Below are 19,868 nucleotides of genomic sequence, written 5' to 3'. Positions count from 1 at the left end.
GTGGCCGACACGGGTTTTGTCGTGGGGGACCCCGTGTGGTTGACTGGCGGTAGTCGTTGGTTTTGTGTTCGTGTTCATTCACGCGCTCGCGAAACAGTGTCGCGGGCGTACGAATTCCTCCAGGAAGAGCTCCCCGCCGCATGCGGCTTGGTCCGTGGCAGCCGCGGCGGACCGGAAGACACCTGTAGAGGAGAAAAACATGGCGCAGGGCACCGTGAAGTGGTTCAACTCGGAGAAGGGCTTCGGCTTCATCTCCCCGGACGGCGGCGGCGCCGACCTGTTCGTGCACTACTCGGAGATCCAGGGCAACGGCTTCAAGTCGCTGGAGGAGAACCAGCGCGTGCAGTTCGAGGTCGGCCAGGGCCAGAAGGGCCCGCAGGCCCAGGCGGTCAGCGCCGTCTGAGCACGACGCCCGTGAATCCGCGCCCGGTGGCAGTTGCCGCCGGGCGCGGATCCGTTTCCGGGCTAGTTGAGCTCGGTTGGCGCGGCGTAGGCGGCGAGGCGGTCGGCCAGCTGCTGCCGGTTCTGCCGGTGGTGGGCCTGCGGCGAGGGCTGGCTCGGGACCTCGGCCAGCGTGTCGGAGACGAAGCGCGAGACCACCCACGGCGGCGGCGCGGGATCGTCACCGCCGAGGCGGGAGACGACGATGGGCGACTCGGCCGGAGCGGTCTCCACCAGCACGGCCCAGCCGTCACGCTCGCTCCACACCAGCATCAGGTCCCGTGGCCCCTTGACGGTCAGCCCGATGTACGCGGTGGCGGTGTCGCTGACCTCGCACGACGTGCCGGCGGCGGGCTCGCCGACGGCGTTGGCCACGGCCCGTAGATAGCCGGTCAGACCGAGGGTGAGCGCCCTCGTGACGTCCTCCCGCCCCTCGTCGTCGACCAGACCGAGCATCTCCAGCAGGGTGCCGCGATCAGCCTCGTCGAGGCAGTGGCCGGCGACGGTGCGGGCGGCCAGCGCCTGCTGGGTGCGTAACGTCTGCTGCGCGTCCGCGTGGACTTTGGACATCCGGGCGGTGTCACCGTTGGGCACGCGATCCGACGACATGTCGGCGCTCCCGTCTCCGGCCGGAATCACGCGGCCGGTCGGATCGCCGGGACCGACGCCGGCTCGAACGCCGGCGTGCGAGGTACCCCCGACCAGGCCACCGTACCGCAGGGGCGGCTCACCGACCCTGGCCCGCGACCGGGAACGGCCAGGGATTGGGCTGGCAGACCTTGCCATCGTGCGGGATCACGATGCCCTGCGGGTTCTGGGTGGTGAGCTCGGCGAGGTCGTTGTTGGCGGTGCTCAACGTCTGCTGCATCATCACCGGGGCCAGGCCGCCGTTGTCGGCGCAGGGCTGGTGGTTGCCGCCGAAGAAATGGCCGACCTCGTGGTTCACCGCGTACTGCTGGTACAGCAGCATGTTGCCCTGGAAGGCCACGGCGCCGCGTTCCCAGCGGGCGTCGTTGAGGTAGACGGCGTCGCCGAGGCGGCAGGACGTGTCGTACGGGATGTCGAAGCCACAGACCTGGGGGCTGCGGGCGGTCTGCTGGGACGCCAGCCGGATGTGCAGATCGGGCTTGCCGGCGTCGACGCGCTTGAGGGCGATCTGCCCGCCGCCGATCCAGCTCTTGGGGTTGGACAGGGTGGCCTGCACGGTGGCGGCGAAGTCGTTGTCCCCGCCGACCGGCTGGAAACCGTCCTCGACCTCGATGGTGTACGTCGTGAGCTTGCCCTTGCCGACCTGCGGCGAGGCGCCGGGCACGACGTGGAAGGTGCCCTTGCCGGCGGCCGGCAGCGGGCCGCCGTCGGGCAGTTCGGCCGAGGCCAGCTGCTTGGCGAACTTCGCGCCGGGCGGGGCCTCGCCGATGGAGACGGGCGCGGAGGTGCCGGCGGCCGGGGTGGGCGTCGGCTCGGGCTCGGCCGGCGGCTCCTTGACGATCCGGAACGCGGTGATCGCGGTCAGGGCTATGACCAGCGGAAACACGTACACCAGCCAGCCGGTGCCGGGCTTGCGGCGGCTCGGGCGAGGCGGCTCGCTCGGCGCGGCCAAAGGCTGCGCCGCCCGCCGCGTGTGTTGCCGGGCCGCCCGTAGTCGTCCACTCGCCGTCATTCGTCCCACGGTGATGACTACGCGCGAGTAGGCCGACGGGTTTGCTCAGATGTTGACCAATTCCAGATCCCGGCCGGTGGTGCGCGGCCCGAGCAGGCCCACGTCCAGCGCCACGCCGACCATGGCCGCGGCGACCACGGCGAACAGCACCGCCGAGTTGGTCGCGTGCAGCAGCGGCACCAGCACGAACGGCATGGCCGCGCTGGACAACCGGGACAGCGAGTAGGTGGCGCCGGCCGCGGTGGAGCGCAGCCCGGTGGGGAAGATCTCCGCCTGGTAGACGTGGAAGGCGTTGCTGAACACGTTGCTCACGGCCGTGTACAGGAAGCCGAAGGTCAGGATCAGCGCCTCGGACGAGGCGAAGCCGAAGGCCAGCCCGCACACCGCCATACCGAGGCCGGACACGATCACCAGGTGCTTGCGCTCGACCCGCTCGATGATCGGCAGCGACAGCGCAGCCCCGACCGGGTAGCCGACGAATGTGATGCCGCTGAACAGCAGCGACTGCACGATCGGATAGCCCTTGGCCGCCAGCACGATCGGCACCAGCGTGCCGAAGCCGTAGTAGCCGAACGTCTGGAGCAGGTGGAACACCGACATCATGATCGTCCGCCGGCGGTAGGGCGGCCGCAGCAGCGAGCCGACCGAGCCGGTGGTGTTCGGCGTCTCGTCGGCCACCGGCTCCGGCAGGTCGCCGCCGGCCTCGGCCTCGAACCGGGCGACGATCCGCTCGGCCTCCTCGTGCCGGCCCACCGACTCCAGCCAGCGCGGCGACTCGGGCAGGCCGGTCCGCAGCAGGAACACGATCACCGCGCCGGCCGCGCCGATCACGAACAGCCAGCGCCACGCCTCCGGGCCGGTCGGCACCAGCCAGGCGGCCAGGAAGCCCACCGTCGGCACGCCGACGAACGACAGCGTGTACGCGATGCCGGTGTAGAGGCCGCGCTTGCGCGGCGGCAGCAGGTCGCCGAGATAGGTGTCCGACACCGCCGGCTCCGCGCCGACGCCCACACCGGCGAAGAACCGGCTCACCATCAGCGTCCACGGCCCGATGCTGGCCGCCCCGAGCAGCGAGAACAGCGAGTACACGCCCAGGCTGACCAGGAACGCCCGCCGCCGCCCGATCCGGTCGGCCAGCCGGCCGAGCAGGATCGCCCCCACGAACATGCCCACGAACGTCGAGGCCAGCACCGCCGGCAGGATCGCCTTGTCCAGATGGAACTGCGCGACCAGCACGGTGGACAGCGTGCCGGCCAGGAAGATCTCATAGATGTCGAAGAACAGGCCCAGGCCGATGGCCACCGTGGCCAGCCGGTGCGACCGCGTGATGGGCAAACGGTTCATTCTCGCTGCTACGGACACCCCGGGGAACTTAGCGGAGCGGTGATCAGAGTGCCGGTGGGGTCCGGTTGCGCCTGGCCCTGTCCGGAGTCTCACGGCCTGGAGACGGCTTGGCGGTGATCCACTGGCGGGCCGTTCAGCGGGGCCGAGGACAGCGAAGAGCGCATGGCGCGGCCGGTGCGGTGTTAAACGATCAATTGTGAGGGGTATCCCCTGTAGGTGCTTGTGTCCAAGGGCATGCCCGCAAGGTCGTTGAGGGCCAGAAGTGTCCCGGTTGGACGAGCCTGAGGAGGCTGCGGATGCATGCCCATCTGGACTGTGACGAGCTTGGTTCTGCTGTCGCCCATCGACCGGCCTCGCACGAAGAGCTGCGAGACACGGCCAAGGAGTTGCGTGCGGAGAGCGCCGTGCTGCTTGCCAGGAGTGCCGCGCTGCGGGCCAGGAGTGCGGCACTGGTGGCCAGGAGTGGTGAGCGGCACTCCGATGGGCGTTGAGGAGCCGTCGGGAATGGCCAGAGGTTCGGGCACGCCGTCGTCGGCGGCGCGCGGCGGGCCGTGCCCGGAAGGGTCGCCCGGCCCGTCGCTCCGCGGGAGGTGCGCCGGTGATTGCGCAGGGACACCCCGAGGGAACTCAGCGGAGCAGGGCTCGCAGCGCGTCGGCGGTGCCGGTGGACTCCAGCTCTTCGGCCAGTTCCTTGGCCAGGGCGTCGCGGTCGCCGGCCAGGCGGGCCTCGTTCACGAACACGCCGGGGCCGGGCACGGTGGCGCCGAGCTCGACGAGCACGGGGCGAAGGTGGAGGTCGACGGCCAGGGCGTGCTTGTCGGACGCGGCGACCTGGAGCGGCAGCGCGACGACGCCCTTGAGCCAGCCGGCGGGGGCCTGGTCGAGCACGGCCTTGAGCAGGCCGGTGTAGGTGGCCTTGTAGGTGGGGGAGGCGACGACGAGGACCTTGGCCGCGGCCAGTGACTCCAGGGCGGCCTTGACCGCGGTGGCGCCGGGGGCGAACACCTCCTGGGCCAGCTCGGCCGCGTCGACGACGGGGCCGGCCGTGGCGTCGCCGAGCACGAGGTGCACGGCGTCGCGCAGCGCGACGGCGGCGCCGAGGGTGCGGGAAGCGGGACGGGGATTGCCGACGAGCACGCCGCTGGTGATGGACATGCCCCCGAGCATCCTCACCGAGCCCGGCGGCCCGCAACCGTTCCCATCATCTGGCCACGAAGGGGCAGCGGGTGACCGGGCCGGCCGCCGTCATGTGATGTCATCGGGCCGTGAGCCGTGCCGTGGAGGACATCAACCGCCGGATGCTGCGGGCCCGGGACGCCATGGACCGGAACTACGCGCAGCCGCTGGACGTGGCGGCGCTGGCCCGGATCGCGCACGTGTCGCCGGCCCACTTCAGCCGGACCTTCCGGGCGACGTTCGGGGAGACGCCGCACCGCTATCTCCAGCGGCGGCGGGTGGAACGGGCGATGTTCCTGCTGCGGTCCGGCGACCGCAGCGTCACGGACATCTGCCTGGAGGTGGGCTTCACCAGCCTGGGCACGTTCAGCCGCACCTTCCGGGACATCGTCGGCGAGACGCCGTCGGACTACCGGGCCCGCGGGCCGCTGGCGGCGGTGCCGACCTGCTTCGCGATGTCGTGGATGCGACCCCACGGGTGAAGACAGCAGTTTTGGATAAGCGCCGGCCCGGCCGCCGGCACTAGCGTCTGCGGCATGTTCACCGGAATCAAGATTTCCCAGATCTTCGTGCTCGACCAGGACGAGGCGCTCGACTTCTACGTCGGCAAGCTCGGCCTGGAGGTCAACACCGACGCCGATCTCGGCTTCATGCGGTGGCTGACGGTCAACGTCCCGGGGGAGAAGGACCGGGAGATCCTGCTGGAGAAGCCGGGCGCGCCCCGCATGGACGAGGCCACCGCCGACCAGGTGCGGGAACTGCTGACCAAGGGCGCGATGGCCGGCACCCTGTTCTTCACCACCGACGACTGCCAGAAGACGTACGAGACGCTGCTGGCCAAGGGCGTCGAGTTCACCGACCAGCCGACCAAGCGCGACTACGGCATCGACTGCGGCCTGCGCGACCCGTTCGGCAACGCGATCCGCTTCAGCCAGGCCCTCTGACGCTCGTGGGGGATATCCCTGCCCGACGTCGCGGCCGGACCGGCGGAACCGGTGGGCTCGTTACGCTCGCCACGGCAGGCGATGCGAAGAAAGACGTCCGCGCGGACGGATCGCGGCCGACTGGGTAGGCAGTGGCAGCGGGCCGCCACCCGCTGGTGTTGCCGTCCCGACGTGGGCCGGGTGGGATGTGCAGGGCATCCTGCCCGGCTCGGCCGCCGAAAATCGCCGGGCGTCAACCGCTCGCCCCGTGCCAGGATGCTCTTCATGTCTGGGCGTGCCTTGAGTTTCGGAGCGGTGGCGGAGACCTACGAGCGGTTCCGGCCCGGTTATCCCGACAGCCTCGCCGACCTGGTGCTGGCCTACGCGGGCCGGCCGGTGCGGACAGCCCTGGAGATCGGCGCGGGCACGGGCAAGGCCACGCGGCTGTTCGCACAGCGGGGAATCGCGGTCACCGCGACTGATCCCGACGAAGCCATGTTGGCGGAGCTGCGCAAGCAATTGCCGACCGTCGAGACCGTGCACGCCGCCTTCGAGGACCTGCCGCCGGGCGGTGGCTACGGGCTGGTCTACGCGGCAGCCTCATTGCACTGGACTAATCCGGACAACCGGTGGCCGCGCGTGGCCGCGATGCTGGAACCCGGCGGCGTGTTCGCCTCGGTCGGCGGCCGAACCCTGTTGGCCGACCCGGCGCTGCTGGCGGCCGTGAACGCGGCCCGAGCTCCGTTCCTGGACAGCGACGAGATTCCCTCGCCGGACGGAACGCCGCCGGAGCAGGCCATGCAGTGGCCAGGCACCGAGCTCCAGCAGTCCGACCTGTTCGAGGACGTTCAGCAGTCCGTGGTGGAACGCCGCTCGATGATGAGTGCGCACGACTACGTCGGCCTGCTGTCCACCATCTCGGCCTATCTCGAACTGCCGGCCGCGACGCGGGAACAGGTGTACAGCCGGATCCTCGACGTCCTGCCCGAGATGGTCGAGGTCAACGCCGACCTCGTCGCCCACCTCGCCCGTCGCGTGCCGTAGCGCGCCGGCCCCGAGTGTTGGGAAGGGGGCTTTCCTGGCGTTCAACGTCATGAAGGGCCCCTTCCTGACGTTGAACGTGCGGAAGGGGCCCTTCATGACATGGAGGTCAGGCGGCCGGCTTCCAGTTCAGGATGCCGGTGTAGGCCTTCTCGATGCCGGCGTTGGCCACGATGCTCGCCGGCACGCCGCTCGCGCCGGTGATGGCGTGGTTGTTCTTCAGCACGACCTTCTTCGAGTTCGAGTCGCCGGACCCGTTCTGCCAGTAGTTGTTCTCGATGTCCAGCGGGTCGTAGTTGCCGTCGTTGGCGGTGTAGTCCACGTGCTTGCTGCCCCAGGCGTTGGCCGCGCCGGTGCTGTACACGCCGTTGCCGGTGATGGTGATGTAGCTGGCCCCGTTGTCGGTGTAGATCACGTGGCCCTTGCCGGTCTGGTCGTGGAACAGGTTGCCGGTGATGTGCTCGCCGCCGGCCAGCGAGGAGCCGGTGATGCCGTTGGTGTAGATGGCCGCCCCGTCGTTGAGTAGCTGCATGTGGTCGAAGATCAGGTTGTTGGCCAGCGTGTTGTTGTTGGAGTAGTTCGGCTGCGCCGGCAGCTTCACCTTGTCCGGCCAGCCGCCCCAGCCGATGGAGATGCCGGTGTAGGGCACGTGGTCGATCTGGTTGTGCGAGACCGTGGCGTGCTCGACGTAGCCGATGTCGATGCCGATGCCGCCGACGAACTCCGAGGCCACGTTGTACACGTGGTTGTCGACGATCTGGTCGTTGCTGGTGCGCTGCGCGGCGGTCGGCGTGACCACGTCGACGCCGCCCAGGGCCAGGCCGTTGCCGGAGATGTCGGTGAACACGCTGCCCTTGACCAGGTCGTTCTGCGAGCCGGTGCCCAGATCCAGCCCGGTGCCGCCGAGATGCGTGAACGAGTCGTCGGTGAACTGCACGTTCTGGTCGCCGGTGAGGGTCACCGCCGCGCCCTGCTTGGTCCACGCCCCGTACGGGCAGGTGCCGCCGGGCACGAACTTGCACAGGCCCTGCTGGTCCCAGCCGTGCGCGCCGGTCAGCGTGTAGTTGGCCTGTATCTCGGAGAAGCCCTCGGATGTGTTGGGTTGCAACCAGGTCGCGTAGGAGAACTGGATGCCGTTGAACACCACGTTGTGCACGCCGTCGCCGGTCACCAGGTGCTCCAGCTGCGGCGCGGTGACCGTTGCGGTGGCGAGGTTCTCGCCGCTGCGCGGGATGTAGTAGACGGTGTGCTTGGCCCGGTCGAGGTACCACTCGCCGGGGGAGTCGAGCAGCTCGTAGGCGTTCTCCACCAGCGTCGGCGACTCGGTGATCGCCTGCCGGCCAACGAGTTCGTACGTGCGGCCGGAACCGTCGGTGCGCATCACGCGCTTCTCCGAGTTGTTCCAGCACGGCTGGGCCATCGTGATGGTCTTGCCGGACATCGAGCCGATCGGGCAGCGGGGCTCGGTCCACGCGCCGAGCCCGCCCCGGTACACGAACTCGATGTCACTCGGGTTGCGCCAACCGGCCATCGTGGACGCCGAAGCGGTGTAGCCGGTGGCCGTCCGGGTCAGCGTGACGGGCAGTTGCCCACTCGCCCGCTGAGCCCGGACGCCGTTCACGTCCAGCTGACGGGTGTCCAGAGTGGACGGTGCAGGCGCCGACCAGATGTTCTTGCCGGCGTCCGACTTCGTCCATCCCGTGATCCCGATGCCGCCACTGAGCACCGGATGGGCCCCGGTCGCCGCGGTCCACACCACGTTGTGCCCGCCCGTCCCACTGTCGTTGGCGCCCAACGACAACGTGGACGACAGCGGGTACACGCCGTCGGCCAGGCTCACGGTGATGTCCCCGGTCTGGCCGGCGACCAGGCCCCGCACGACCTGCTGGGCCCGGCCCACGGTCTTGAGCGGGGCCGAGGCGCTGGTGCCCGGGTTGGCATCCGATCCGGTCGGCGACACGTAGACCGTGGTCGCCGCGTCGGCGTGCCCGATGCCCGCCATGCTCACCGTGAGCAGGGCAGCCAGCAGCACGCCACCGCGCAGTGGCTTCATCGTTGAGAACTCCTGTCAGGCGGTCACTTGAGCGGCGGGTCGAGGGAGGTCACGCCGGGCCGGACGGGCCACAGGTCGCCCAGGGCCGGCACCGGGGTCTTGGCGATCGCCGCGCCGGCGGCCTTGTCGTGGGCCTGGTCGGCGGCCGCGTGGAAGATGTCCACGGCGATCGACTGGTCGAACACGTTGATCTGCTGGTACGGCCAGGCGCTCTGGCCCTTCTCCGCGGCCGGGATCAGGAAGTCGACCGCCTTGAGGATGTTGCCGCCGCTGGGGCTGGTGTAGTGCCACAGGTCGATGCCCAGGTTCTGGCCGATCTCGGCCAGCCGGCCCAGCGCCACCAGGTTGAAGTTGGAGTAGTGCCACGACATCGTGCGGGTCAGCTCCAGCGGCTGGCTGCCGTCGGGCTTGATCTGCTTGTCGATGCGGTTCAGCTTCACCGACTCGACAATGCTCTTGGCCAGCTTGGTGTTGCCGATGTAGGCGGCCATCGCGGCGTTCTGCTGGTCGATGAAGCTGCCGTGGTTGTTGGTGGCGGCCAGCTCCAGCTTGGCCTGCGGGCTGGTCTGCATCCAGTCCAGGAACTTGGTGAACCAGGCCTTCAGGCCGGTCGAGTCCTTGCCGCTCCAGCCGGGCGCGCCCGACTCCAGCACGGTGATCGCGTCCAGCACCTGGGTCAGGCTCTGCGAGGAGTCGATGATGCCGGTGCCGGAGATCTTGGTGCTGCACGGGATGATCTGGGCGAAGTTCAGGTTCGGGTTCATCGCCGTGGCCGGGTTCAGGAACCAGGTGCGGATGTCCAGCTCGGCGCGGGCGGCGTAGCGCGCGTCGCCGGTGTAGTACCAGGCCAGCGCCAGGTCCCGGATCGCGTCCCAGGCCACCATCCGGTAGGTGTGGTCGGTGATCGCGTCGGCCTCGGGATTGCGCTGGCCGTCCTTGTTGACGTACGGGCAGCCCATCGGGTTGTCCGGCGTCTTGGGCCCGGCCCACCAGTAGGGGGCCTGGCTCATGTAGTCGTGCTTGTCGCCGCTGGGCGGGGTCTGGGGCTTGTCCATCACCGACCACGGACCGGCCGTCAGGTCCGCGTCGGCGGTCTTGACGAGCAGGTTGTACGCGGTGCGGGTCGCCTGGGACGCGGTGCCCGTCACCAGCCGCACCTTGGTCGCGGCCAGGGCATGGCCGTCCATCACCACGGTGTGCGGGGGTTTCACTGAGGCCGCGTCGTGGCACAACGGGGCCAGGACCAGGCCCACCGTTGTCACCAGCGCCGCACCGAGCTGACCGATCACCTATGCACGTCCTCACGAGGAACGAGCCGCGCTCGTGTGGAACGAGCACGGCGTGGCGGTGGCGCGCGGCAGTGACTTTCTACGCGGGTGCACGGCCCCCGGTCAACAGTCCTCCGATGTATCCGGTTCGTCCCTGGGCCGCATGGTCGACGTGACCGATGGTCATGATCGGCCGCTCGGCGGTGCGTCGGGCCGCTGGGGCGGCCGATGTTCATATCGGTGGTTATGACAACGATGTCATCGCGAAAGGGTGAACTTGATGGCCTTAACCCCGACGCTGGCGTTGGCCGCGCTGGCGACCCTGCTCATTCCGCTCGGGCCGATCCCCTCTGCATCGGCGGCCCCGGCACAGCCCTCGCTAGTGGCCGACCCTGCCTCGATCGTCAACCCGTTCATCGGCACCAGCAACGCCGCCGATGACTTCCCGGGCGCGGACTCGCCGTTCGGCATGGTCCAGTGGAGCCCGGACACGCCCAGCCGGCCCGACGGCGGCGGCTACGAATACAACGACTCCTCGATCACCGGCTTCAGCCTCACCCACATCGCCGGTCCCGGCTGCGGGGCCATGGGCGATGTGCCCTTCCTGCCCACCACCGGCGCCGTCAACGGCGGCGCGACAGCGGCGTTCTCGCACGCCAACGAACAGGCCGACGCCGGCTACTACAAGGTCAAGCTCAACTCCGGCATCACCACCGAGCTGACCACGACCACCAGATCCGGCATGGGCCGCTTCACCTTCCCGGCGACCAAGCAGGCCAACCTGCTGATCAAGCTGGCCGGCAGCCAGAACTCGGTCAGCAACACCACCGTGACGGCGGTCAGCAACACCGAGGTCGTCGGATCGGTCACCACCGGCCATTTCTGTGGCGCTTCCGCGACGTACACGGTGTACTTCGCCGCCAAGTTCGACCATCCGTTCACGGTGAACGGCACCTTCAGTTCCGCCTCGGGGCCGGCGCCGAACACCACCCGCCCGGGCGCCCCGGCCCAGCCGCAGACCGCCACCCCGCAGCTGACCGGGCCCTCCGGCGAGTACCTGACCTTCGACACCACCGCCAACCAGGTCCTGCAGGCCAAGGTCGGCGTCTCGTACGTGTCGACGGCCAACGCCCAGGGCAACCGGGACACCGAGAACCCCAACTGGGACTTCGACTCGGTGCACCAGGCCGCGCACTCGGCGTGGAACACCATGCTGGGGCGAATAGCCATCGCCGGCGGCACCACCACCCAGCAGCAGACCTTCTACACGGCCCTGTATCACGCGCTGTTGCACCCGAACGTCTTCTCCGATTCGAACGGGCAGTACATCGGATTCGACAACAAGGTGCACTCGGTGACCGGCGGGCACGCGCAATACGCCAACTTCTCCGGCTGGGACATATATCGGGCCCAGGCCCAGCTGTCGGCGATGGTCGCCCCGGATATCGTCAGCGACATCGCCCAGTCCATGGTCAACGACTACGCGCAGAGCGGGATGCTGCCCAAGTGGGCGTTGAACAACGGTGAAACGTACGTGATGGTCGGCGACCCCGGCACGGCCATTCTCGCCGACTACTACGCTTTCGGCGCCCGTAATTTCGACACCTCGGCCGCGCTGGCCGCCATGGTGCACGAGGCGTCCACGCAGGGCAACATCCGCCCTGGTCAGAACTACCTCACGACGCCGGGCTACCTGCCGGCCGACGGCCAGTGGAACTGCTGCAACTTCTACGGCCCGGTGTCCACGCAGCTGGAGTACAACACCGCCGACTTCGCCCTGTCGGCGTTCGCCGGGGCGCTCGGCGACACCGCCAACCAGACCAAGTTCGCCAACCGGGCCCAGGAATGGGTGAACCTGTTCAACACCTCCAGCAAGTTCATGCAGCCTCGGCAGGCCGACGGTTCCTGGACCGGCGGATTCAGCGCCACCAGCGGCGACAATTTCGTCGAGGGCACCTCGTGGCAGTACACCGGCATGGTGCCGTTCAACATTCACGGCCTGGCCACCGCGTTCGGCGGTAACGCGGCGTACCAGTCGTATCTGAACAGCGTGCTGTCCGGATTCAACGGGGCCGGTGGCAGCAAGTCGGACCTGGGCAACGAGCCCAGCATCGAACTGCCCTGGGAGTACGACTACGTCGGTCAGCCGTACCGGACGCAGCAGGTGATTCGGCAGGTCCAGGACCAGATCTGGACCGACAAGCCGAACGGCCTGGCCGGCAACGACGACCTGGGCACCATGAGCGCCTGGTACGTGTGGTCGGCGCTGGGCATGTTCCCGGAGACCCCGGGCACCGCCGACCTGGCCCTGGGCAGCCCGATGTTCACCCAGACCGTGATCACGCTGCCCGGCGGGCACACGCTGACCGTGAACGCCCCGCAGGCCGCCGACAACGCGCCGTACGTGCAGTCGTTGTCCCTCAATGGATCCACGTGGAACAACGCGTTCCTGTCACCGTCAATCGTCAACACCGGTGGGACGCTTGACTACGTGCTCGGCACCACCGCCAACACCTCGTGGGCCACGTCCTCCGCGCCGCCGTCCTACCCCGGCACCGGTGCTCCCTACGTGAAGACCGGCCCCATCACGTCCGGCATCGCCGGCAAGTGCGCCGACGACAACCACAGCGGCCTCGGCAACAACACCGCGATCCAGCTCTACGACTGCAACAGCAGCAACGCCCAGCGCTTCGCCGCGCCCGGCGACGGCAGCCTCCAGGTCATGGGCAAGTGCGTGGACGTGACCAGCTCTGGCACCGCCAACGGCGTGAAGGTGCAGCTCTACGACTGCAACGGCTCCGGCGCCCAGCAGTGGAAGGTCCAGGGCGCCGGCCTGGTCAACCCCCAGTCCGGCCGCTGCCTGGACGACCCCAACAGCACCACCACCAACGGCACCCAACTCCAGATCTACGACTGCAACAACTCCAACGCCCAGGCCTGGGCGTTGCCCTAGTTCATCTGGCCGGGGGTCGTTCAAGTGAATGGCCCTCGGCCGCCAACATGAGAAAGTGCTCGGCCCCGCCGCTGCCTGGAGTGTCCGCCGGATTTTTTGAGGGCCGCCACTCGACGTGCCCCGCCACTCGGCACGTGCGGCCCTCGAAAAATCCGGCCAGCGAAGGCAGCGGGTCCGAGGGGCCGAGCCCCGACGCGGAACGCGGCGGCAAAGACACGGTTGTGCTCTGTACGGGCTATCAAGGACAGCTCGGCGATAGAGTGGCTTCGTGGATGGTGTCGGCGCGCTGGTGATCGGCTTGCTGTCTGGACTGCACAGCGCGTTCGGATGGCAGGTCTGCAACGGCGACTGGGTGCTGACGACGGTGATCACCGGCGGCTTCTTCGCGCTGGCCCCGATCGCCGCGGCGATGGTGGTCGCCCTCATCCGCAAGGTCACCGGCAACAACTACAACCCGGTGATGGTGATGCTGTTCACCGGCATCGGCGTGGTCGGCAACCTGTTGTTGCCGTTCTCGGCGTTCTCCGGGGCGGCCTACGCGCTGCGCGACGCCCCGCAGCAGCTGGTCGGCGCGGCCAGCCTGACCTACAAGTTCTGCTATGTGCTGGCCCCCCAGAACCGGCTGCTCGGGGACACGCCGCTGGGGGCCGAGGCGATCAGCGGCGGGGTGATCGGCCCGGAGCGGTGGCTGTCCATCGCCGCCCTGGTCGTGGTGCCGGTGTTCGTGCTGTTCTGGATCACCAAGCAGGCCAAGAACGCCTTCCGCGGCGGGGCCCGCTGGCCGGCCCGGCTGTTCTACGCCCCGTACATCATCCTGGTGTTCTCCACCCTGAGCCTGCCGGTCGGCGTGGTCGGGCTGCTCTGGCTGGGCTTCCTGCCGGTCAGCGCGGTCGGCGTGCTGGCCGTGAAGATGCTCGGCACGCCCAGCGACGCCGTGCTGCACCCCAATCCCAAGCACGCCTCCGCCGCGGACGAGCCCGGGGCCAAGGCGCTGGGGGAGCACCGGCCGGCGCCGCCCTCGCTGCCGCCGGCCAAGCCCCAGACGCAGGCGGCCATGCCCCGGCAGAACCCGCCGACCAAGATGTACACCCAGGCCCAGCCCCAACCGCAGCCCCAGCCGCAGCGCCCACCGGTGCAGCCGCGGCCGCAGACCCAGTTCCAGCCACAGCCCCGGCCGCTGCCGCCGTCCACCCGCGTGCAGCCGCCGCCGTCGGCCGCCGCCGGTGGCCTGGCCATGACTCCCGGCCCGCTGCCGTGGGCCACCACGCCCGCGCCGGACCCGGACAAGACCGTCTACAACCCGCTGGACGCGCCCACCAAGTTCGACAGCACCGGCGACTCCTTCGGCGGCCGGTTCCGCCGCATCCGCCAGCTCGGGGCCGGCGGCTTCGGCAAGGTGTGGCTGGCCATGGACGGCAACCTGAACCGCCAGGTCGCCATCAAGATCGCCCACACCTCCGACGCCGACACCCAGGAGCGCATGTACCGGGAGGCCCGGGCGCTGGCCGCGGTCCGCCACGAGAACTGCGTGCACGTCTACGACATCCTCGAGGAGCAGGACGGCATCGCCATCGTGATGGAGTACGTCGAGGGCATGTCGCTGGCGCAGACCATGCAGCGCAACGGCTTACTCGACGACGTGGCCGCCGCCCGCCTCTGGTCCACCCTCGCCGGGGCCCTCGGCGCCGCCCACGAGAAGTCCGTGCTGCACCGGGACCTCAAGCCATCCAACGTGATCATCGACCCCGAGGGCCTGCCGCACCTGATCGACTTCGGCCTGGCGAGGCGGCGGGGCGACTCCACCCTCACCGCCACCGGCATGATGATGGGCACCCCCGACTACCTGGCCCCCGAGGTCGCCCGCGGCGAGACCGCCAGCCCCGCCTCCGACGCCTGGCAGCTCGCCGCCACCGTCAGCTACGCCCTCACCGGCCACCCGCCCCGCGGCACCCGCGAGAACCCCATGGCCGCCCTGCTCGCCGGGGCCAACGCCGAGCCCAACACCAATCTGCCCGAGCGTTCCGTGCACCGGCGGCTGCTGATGGCCTCCCTCGACAAGGACCCCGGCCGCCGCCCCACCCTGGGCCGCGTCCAGCAGCAGCTCGACGGCTGGCTCGCCAACTCCGGCGTCGCCCAGAAGGGCCCCGTCACCACAGTGACCCGCCGGATCTAGCCCTGTTCGGCGCTGCTCAGCGCGGCGACCATGCCGTGGGGCGCGTCGTCGCCGAACATGATCGGGTAGATGTCGTCGTCGTCCGCCTCGACGGCGGCGGCGCGGGCGAACATGCCCTGTTCGTACCGGGTGAGCGCGGCTTCGACGTCGTCAGGATGGGCGGCGATGGCCTGGCCGAGTTCGGCCCCGTCCTGCATGGCCAGGTTGGCACCCTCGCCGTTCGGCGGCCGGAGGTGGGCGGCGTCGCCGAGCAGGGTCACTCCCGGCGCTCGATCCCAGCGGTGCCCGGCCGGCAGCGTGAAGATGCGGCGCAGCACCGGCGGCGTGTCGCTGTCGCTGATCAGGGCGGTGAGCTCTGGGGCCCAGCCGTCGAACTCCTCGGCGACTCGTTCGGTCATGGTGGCGGCGTCGACTTCGACTTCGGCTTTGGCTTTGGCGAGCCAGTCCTGAGGTTTCATCAACTGGGCGTAGCTGTGCAGGGTCCCGCCGCGTTCGCGGTGGGCAAGGAATCCCTTGCCTGGAGCCAGCGCGTACAGAGCTCCAGCGCCGACCGCCTTCGCGGCGGCGGGATGGCGGTTGTCGCTGTCGAACAGGAACGTCTCGACGACCGCGACGCCGAAGTACTCGGGGGTGGCGTCCGACAGCAACGGACGAACCTTCGACCACGCGCCGTCCGCGCCCACGAGCACGCTCGTCATGATGGTTATGCCGTCGGCGAAGCTCACCTCGTGGCGGCCCTCGCCGAGCGCCCGCACGCCGGTCGCCTTCCGTCCCCAGTGGACAGTGCCGTCGGGCAGCGAATCGAGCAGCAGCTGCCGTAACTCGCCGCGTGGCACCTCGGGACGTTCGCCCGTGCCGTCGTCGGGTCGGTCCAGCAGCACGGTTCCCTGCTGGTCCATGATCCGATATGCCTCTCGGCCGGCCAGGACGAGCTCGCGGAACCCTTCGGTCAGGCCGGCCGCTTCCAGCGCCGGCTGGCCGTTCCAGGGGTGGATGTCGAGCAGGCCGCCCTGGCGGCGGGCGGCCGGCGAGGGGTCCGCCTCGTGGACCGTGACCGGGATGCCGTGCACGTGCAGGACTCTGGCCAGCACCAGGCCGCCGAGACCGGCTCCGATGATCGTGATCGTCATGGGTCTCCTCCGTTTGGATCGCCGCTCCAATCACGCTAGCACGGCTTTGGATCGCCGATCCAAACATGGCAGAATGAGGCCCGTGGCCAAGAAGACCCAGCGACGTGCCGACGGCCTGTCCCGGGAGGTGATCATCAGGACCGCTGTCGACCTGCTCGACAGCGGCGGCGAGAACGCCCTGACCCTGCGCACGCTCACCACTCGCCTCAGCACCGGCTACGGCGCGATCTACCACCACGTCGCCGACAAGGGCGACCTGCTCGCCGCCGCCACCGACGACGTCCTCTCGCGCGTCATGGCCGGCGTCATCACCGACGCCGAGCCTCGGGATTCCTTGCGCGCCATCGCCCTTGGCCTGTTCGACGCCATCGACGCCCACCCCTGGGGCGGCGCCCAACTCGCCCGCGAGCCCTGGCTTCCCGCCCTGCTCCAGGTCTACGAACGCGTCGGCCGACTCCTCGACACCCTCGGCGTTCCCGAGCCCTCCCTCTTCGACGCCGCCGGCGCCCTGCTCAACTACGTCCTCGGCGTCGCCGGCCAGAACGCCACCAACACCCGCACCCCCGCCTCCCGATCCGCCGCCCTCAGCGCCGTCGCCGCCCGCTGGTCACAGCTCGACCCCGCCCAGTTCCCCTTCATGCACAAGGCTGCCACCCAGGTTCGCGACCACGACGACCGCGCCCAGTTCCTCGCCGGCATCGACATCTTTCTCGCCGGCATCGCCACGTTGGGCTGACCATTTAGGGACTCCGTCACCGAGTGGCGAGAAAGAATCCCAACGCCGTCACCGACGGTCCGTCCGGCATCTGTCCGGCGACCATCAGCTTCGCGACCTCCGCCACCGGAACCCACTCCACCCGGTCCGCCTCCGCCACCTCCGGCTCGCCCACCAGCACCGCACCCCTTGCGAGGAACACCCGGTACACCTGGGAGCTGATCCCCGACATCGGCGTGTACGTCATCAGCGGCTCCACCGTCGCCACGCGATACCCCGACTCCTCCAACACCTCCCGCCGCGCCGCCTCCGCCGGCTCCTCGCCGTCATCCGTCCAGCCCGCGGGAATCTCCCAGCCCCACCGCTCCGTGGCGAACCACGGCGAGGCGTAGACCCGCCGTGTGCCGTGCGTGATCCACCGGGATGAGCCAGCCACTACTCAACTCCCTCCGCCGGTCAATCGGCCGGTTGGAACTTGTCTCGATCACTCACGACGTCGTGCCTTGAGCTCCGCCACGGCCGCCTCCCGGTCGGACCAAGCGCCGCGCGCTGCGGCGCAGCTCGTCCCTGAACCTACGGAATCCACGGTGCAGTGCGCTATGCGGTGATCCAACAACTCCTGGGGCGACGAGGACCGCCATCGCAGGATGGAAGGGAGGGCGGGTGGGGCCGAGAAAGCACACAGGCCCGACCCGCCCTTGAGCCTGCGCCGTCAGAAGCGAGCGATGGGGTTGACGGCGATGCCGGTGAGGCCGTGGATGTGGGGCGAGGCGATGGTGGGCATGAAGGTGTGGCGACGGAGCTCTGCGCACAGGGCGGAGCCGGTGTGGGACATCATCCGCTGCACGGGAGAGACGTCCACGGTGGTGGGCGCGAACGGACTGCTGATCATGGGGTTAGGGGTGATCGGCTGGGCCAGCGACGCCCACCGACCGGTCCGCACCTCGGCGGCGGCCCGGGCCCGCACGTCGTCGGTGATGAGGTTGAGGGTGCCGAGTTCGTCGTCGGCTCCCCAGCGGCCCCAGTTGTCGGGCAGGTCGGGGGCGGTCGCGTCAGCCATGTGGTGGGAACCCTTCTCGTCGCGGCGATGCGCAATGCTATGGGGCGGGTGATCCCGGGCGTCGGCGGAACTACGTAGTCGGCAACAGATCGGTGAGCAGGCGCTCCAGGATGGCGATGCCATGTTCGGTGAGCACGGACTCGGGATGGAACTGGGTGGAGGCGAAGCCGCGAGAGCGGAGGGCGTGGATCTCGCCGCTCGAAGGATCGGCGGCGATCTCGACCCCGGGGACGGAGCCAACGGCGATGAAGGTGCTGTAGAAGCCGACTCGCTCGTGCTGGCCGAACAGGTCGATGGAACGCTGCATGCCCTGGTACGGCTGGGGTTTGCGGATGAGCTCCAGGCCCAGCAGCGAGGAGAGGACCTGGTGGCCGAGACAGATGGCCAGCAGGGGAGTGCCGGATTCCAGGACATCGCGGACGATCCCGCGCAGGGCGGCGATCTTGGGGGAGGTGTGTTGACGGGGGTCGCCGGGGCCGGGACCGGCGATGACGAGGTCGTAGCCGGAGAGCACCGGCTGGGAGTCGTGGCGAACGATGGTGACAGCGAAACCGAGAGCCTGAAGGAGATGGGAGAGCATGGCGGTGAAGGTGTCCTCGCCGTCGACGACCAGGACCCGCTTGCCGGCGAACGGGCCGGCGGCGAGTTCCCGGGGCTCCAGCCAGAAGCGGGCCAGGCGGTCGTTGCGGGACGCCAGAGCGGCGAGAACCTGGACGTCGTCGGCGAAAGACTCGGCGGCAGAGTCCGGAGTGGACTGTCCGTGCAGGGCGGCGAGGATGCCGGCGGCCTTGGCGTGGGTCTCGGCGATCTCGTTCTCGGGCACGGAATCGCGCACGAGGGTGGCGCCGACGGAGACCTGAAGGTGGCCGTCAGTGGAGATATCGGCCGTGCGGATGAGGATGGGGGCGTCCAAAGAGGACCCGTGGGGCCCGATGAGGGCCAGCACGCCGGCGTAGTAGCCCCGGCCCCGCTGCTCGTAGCGGGCGATGACCCGGCAGGCGTTCTCCAGCGGGCTGCCGGTGACAGTGGGGGCGAACATGGTCTCCCGCAGCACATCCCGAACATCCACAGTGGTCTGACCGGCCAGCAGGTACTCGGTGTGGGTGAGCCGGGACATCTCCTTCAGGTACGGCCCGAGCACCCGCCCGCCCCGGGCTGCGACCCGGGCCATCATCTTCAGCTCCTCGTCGACGACCATGTACAGCTCGTCGGTCTCCTTGCCGTCGGCCAGGAAGGCCAGCAGCTCCGACCGGTCGGCGACGCCGGAGGGATGCCGGTAGGTGCCGCTGATGGGGTTCATCATGGCGATGCCGTCGTCGACCGACACGTGCCGCTCGGGGGTGGCGCCGACGAAGGTGCGCGAGCTGGTGTGCACCAGGAAGGTCCAGTAGGCCCCCTTCTCGGCGAGTAGCAGGCGGCGGAAGACCGCGAGGGCAGTCGCCGGCGTGTAGGCGGGAATCGTTGCGGTGTAAGTGCGTTTGATGACGAAGTTGGCCCCGGCGCCCTGGCCGATCTCCTCGGTGAGCACCTTGCGCACGATCTCGCCGTAGGCGGCGTCGTCGACGTCGAAGCCGGCGTCGGCGAGTTCGAACGGAACGTCGGGGACGCGGGCCAGTACCTCGTCCATGGTGCAGGTTTCCCGCTCGCGGACGAGCAGGGCCAGCAGCGGAGCGCCGTCGTCGACGCACTCGAAGCCCCGCTCGGCGATCTGTCGGTACGGCACGATGGCCAGGACTTCGTTGTCGGACAAGGGAATCTCCGACAACGACGGCACTTCGACGACGTCGCCGACGAGCACGTCGACGGCGTCGGGGGAGCGGCGAAGCAGGGCGTAGGCCGAGGCAGAGGTGATCCGGTCCAGCAGCACGGTCGGTGGTCCTTTCACGGGAAAGGCCGTCGCAACCGAAGCGGGCAAACAAAAGGCCGCCTCG

17 protein-coding genes are annotated in these 19,868 nt (G+C 69.5%); 7 read left to right on the top strand and 10 right to left on the bottom strand.

Translation table 11 applies throughout. The features are described from left to right. Positions 1 to 199: 199 nt before the first annotated feature. Positions 200 to 403: a cold-shock protein gene (locus JJ691_RS27275; protein ID WP_211762478.1), complete on the top strand. Its 204-nt coding sequence runs from the start codon at positions 200 to 202 to the stop codon at positions 401 to 403. A 62-nt stretch (positions 404 to 465) separates the two neighbouring features. Here the strand turns inward: JJ691_RS27275 and JJ691_RS27270 are convergent, their stop codons facing one another. From JJ691_RS27270 to JJ691_RS27255, 4 genes are all read right to left on the bottom strand, one after another. Further along, positions 466 to 1,050, bottom strand: a complete 585-nt coding sequence (locus JJ691_RS27270) for a DUF6292 family protein (RefSeq protein ID WP_211762477.1) — start codon at positions 1,048 to 1,050, stop codon at positions 466 to 468. Between the two features lie 118 nt (positions 1,051 to 1,168). Then, positions 1,169 to 2,101 (bottom strand): DUF3152 domain-containing protein, encoded by a 933-nt coding sequence (locus tag JJ691_RS27265; RefSeq protein ID WP_211762476.1) that lies wholly within the window; start codon positions 2,099 to 2,101, stop codon positions 1,169 to 1,171. A gap of 45 nt (positions 2,102 to 2,146) precedes the next feature. Then, a complete protein-coding gene (locus JJ691_RS27260; RefSeq protein WP_211762475.1) occupies positions 2,147 to 3,445 on the bottom strand; it encodes an MFS transporter in 1,299 nt (432 codons plus the stop codon). Between the two features lie 627 nt (positions 3,446 to 4,072). Beyond that, a complete protein-coding gene (locus JJ691_RS27255; RefSeq protein ID WP_211762474.1) occupies positions 4,073 to 4,600 on the bottom strand; it encodes an NADPH-dependent FMN reductase in 528 nt (175 codons plus the stop codon). A gap of 143 nt (positions 4,601 to 4,743) precedes the next feature. Between JJ691_RS27255 and JJ691_RS27250 the strand changes: the two genes are divergently transcribed. The 3 genes from JJ691_RS27250 (at position 4,744) to JJ691_RS27240 (ending at position 6,588) form a co-directional block, all read left to right on the top strand. Next, complete coding sequence (locus tag JJ691_RS27250) at positions 4,744 to 5,103, top strand: helix-turn-helix domain-containing protein (protein WP_211771750.1); 360 nt, start codon at positions 4,744 to 4,746, stop codon at positions 5,101 to 5,103. 54 nt (positions 5,104 to 5,157) lie between these two features. Beyond that, positions 5,158 to 5,565 carry a VOC family protein gene (locus tag JJ691_RS27245; protein WP_211762473.1) on the top strand — a complete coding sequence of 136 codons (408 nt, stop codon included), beginning with the start codon at positions 5,158 to 5,160 and terminating at the stop codon, positions 5,563 to 5,565. Between the two features lie 264 nt (positions 5,566 to 5,829). After that, positions 5,830 to 6,588 (top strand): class I SAM-dependent methyltransferase, encoded by a 759-nt coding sequence (locus JJ691_RS27240; RefSeq protein WP_249227046.1) that lies wholly within the window; start codon positions 5,830 to 5,832, stop codon positions 6,586 to 6,588. A 106-nt stretch (positions 6,589 to 6,694) separates the two neighbouring features. Here the strand turns inward: JJ691_RS27240 and JJ691_RS27235 are convergent, their stop codons facing one another. Together JJ691_RS27235 and JJ691_RS27230 are read right to left on the bottom strand one after the other, a co-directional pair. Then, a complete protein-coding gene (locus JJ691_RS27235; RefSeq protein WP_211762471.1) occupies positions 6,695 to 8,638 on the bottom strand; it encodes a right-handed parallel beta-helix repeat-containing protein in 1,944 nt (647 codons plus the stop codon). Positions 8,639 to 8,661: 23 nt separating this feature from the next. Continuing rightward, positions 8,662 to 9,927, bottom strand: coding sequence for an alginate lyase family protein (locus JJ691_RS27230; protein WP_249227045.1), 1,266 nt, complete (start codon positions 9,925 to 9,927; stop codon positions 8,662 to 8,664). Positions 9,928 to 10,186: 259 nt separating this feature from the next. Here JJ691_RS27230 and JJ691_RS27225 point away from each other — a divergent pair, with 259 nt between their 5' ends. Then, complete coding sequence (locus JJ691_RS27225) at positions 10,187 to 12,859, top strand: lectin (RefSeq protein ID WP_211762470.1); 2,673 nt, start codon at positions 10,187 to 10,189, stop codon at positions 12,857 to 12,859. 268 nt (positions 12,860 to 13,127) lie between these two features. Further along, positions 13,128 to 15,032 carry a serine/threonine-protein kinase gene (locus JJ691_RS27220; RefSeq protein WP_249227044.1) on the top strand — a complete coding sequence of 635 codons (1,905 nt, stop codon included), beginning with the start codon at positions 13,128 to 13,130 and terminating at the stop codon, positions 15,030 to 15,032. On the opposite strand, the gene JJ691_RS27215 is transcribed toward JJ691_RS27220, so the two are convergent. Further along, positions 15,029 to 16,162 carry an FAD-dependent oxidoreductase gene (locus tag JJ691_RS27215; RefSeq protein WP_211762469.1) on the bottom strand — a complete coding sequence of 378 codons (1,134 nt, stop codon included), beginning with the start codon at positions 16,160 to 16,162 and terminating at the stop codon, positions 15,029 to 15,031. The two genes, JJ691_RS27220 and JJ691_RS27215, sit on opposite strands and share 4 nt — an antisense overlap. Positions 16,163 to 16,244: 82 nt before the next feature. Between JJ691_RS27215 and JJ691_RS27210 the strand changes: the two genes are divergently transcribed. Continuing rightward, positions 16,245 to 16,898, top strand: a complete 654-nt coding sequence (locus JJ691_RS27210; RefSeq protein WP_211762468.1) for a TetR/AcrR family transcriptional regulator — start codon at positions 16,245 to 16,247, stop codon at positions 16,896 to 16,898. A 16-nt stretch (positions 16,899 to 16,914) separates the two neighbouring features. Here JJ691_RS27210 and JJ691_RS27205 read toward each other — a convergent pair whose 3' ends face one another. The 3 genes from JJ691_RS27205 to JJ691_RS27195 form a co-directional block, all read right to left on the bottom strand. Continuing rightward, the gene (locus JJ691_RS27205) at positions 16,915 to 17,313 is read right to left on the bottom strand and encodes an NUDIX domain-containing protein (protein ID WP_211762467.1); all 399 of its coding nucleotides are present in this window, start codon (positions 17,311 to 17,313) and stop codon (positions 16,915 to 16,917) included. Between the two features lie 276 nt (positions 17,314 to 17,589). Then, positions 17,590 to 17,937 carry a hypothetical protein gene (locus tag JJ691_RS53420; RefSeq protein WP_249227043.1) on the bottom strand — a complete coding sequence of 116 codons (348 nt, stop codon included), beginning with the start codon at positions 17,935 to 17,937 and terminating at the stop codon, positions 17,590 to 17,592. A gap of 70 nt (positions 17,938 to 18,007) precedes the next feature. Continuing rightward, positions 18,008 to 19,822, bottom strand: coding sequence for an anthranilate synthase family protein (locus JJ691_RS27195; RefSeq protein ID WP_249227042.1), 1,815 nt, complete (start codon positions 19,820 to 19,822; stop codon positions 18,008 to 18,010). Between the last annotated feature and the right edge of the window lie 46 nt (positions 19,823 to 19,868).

The organism is Kutzneria sp. CA-103260 (assembly GCF_018263855.1).
Classification (GTDB): Bacteria; Actinomycetota; Actinomycetes; order Mycobacteriales; family Pseudonocardiaceae; genus Kutzneria.
This window is presented reverse-complemented; position numbering and strand designations above follow the sequence as displayed.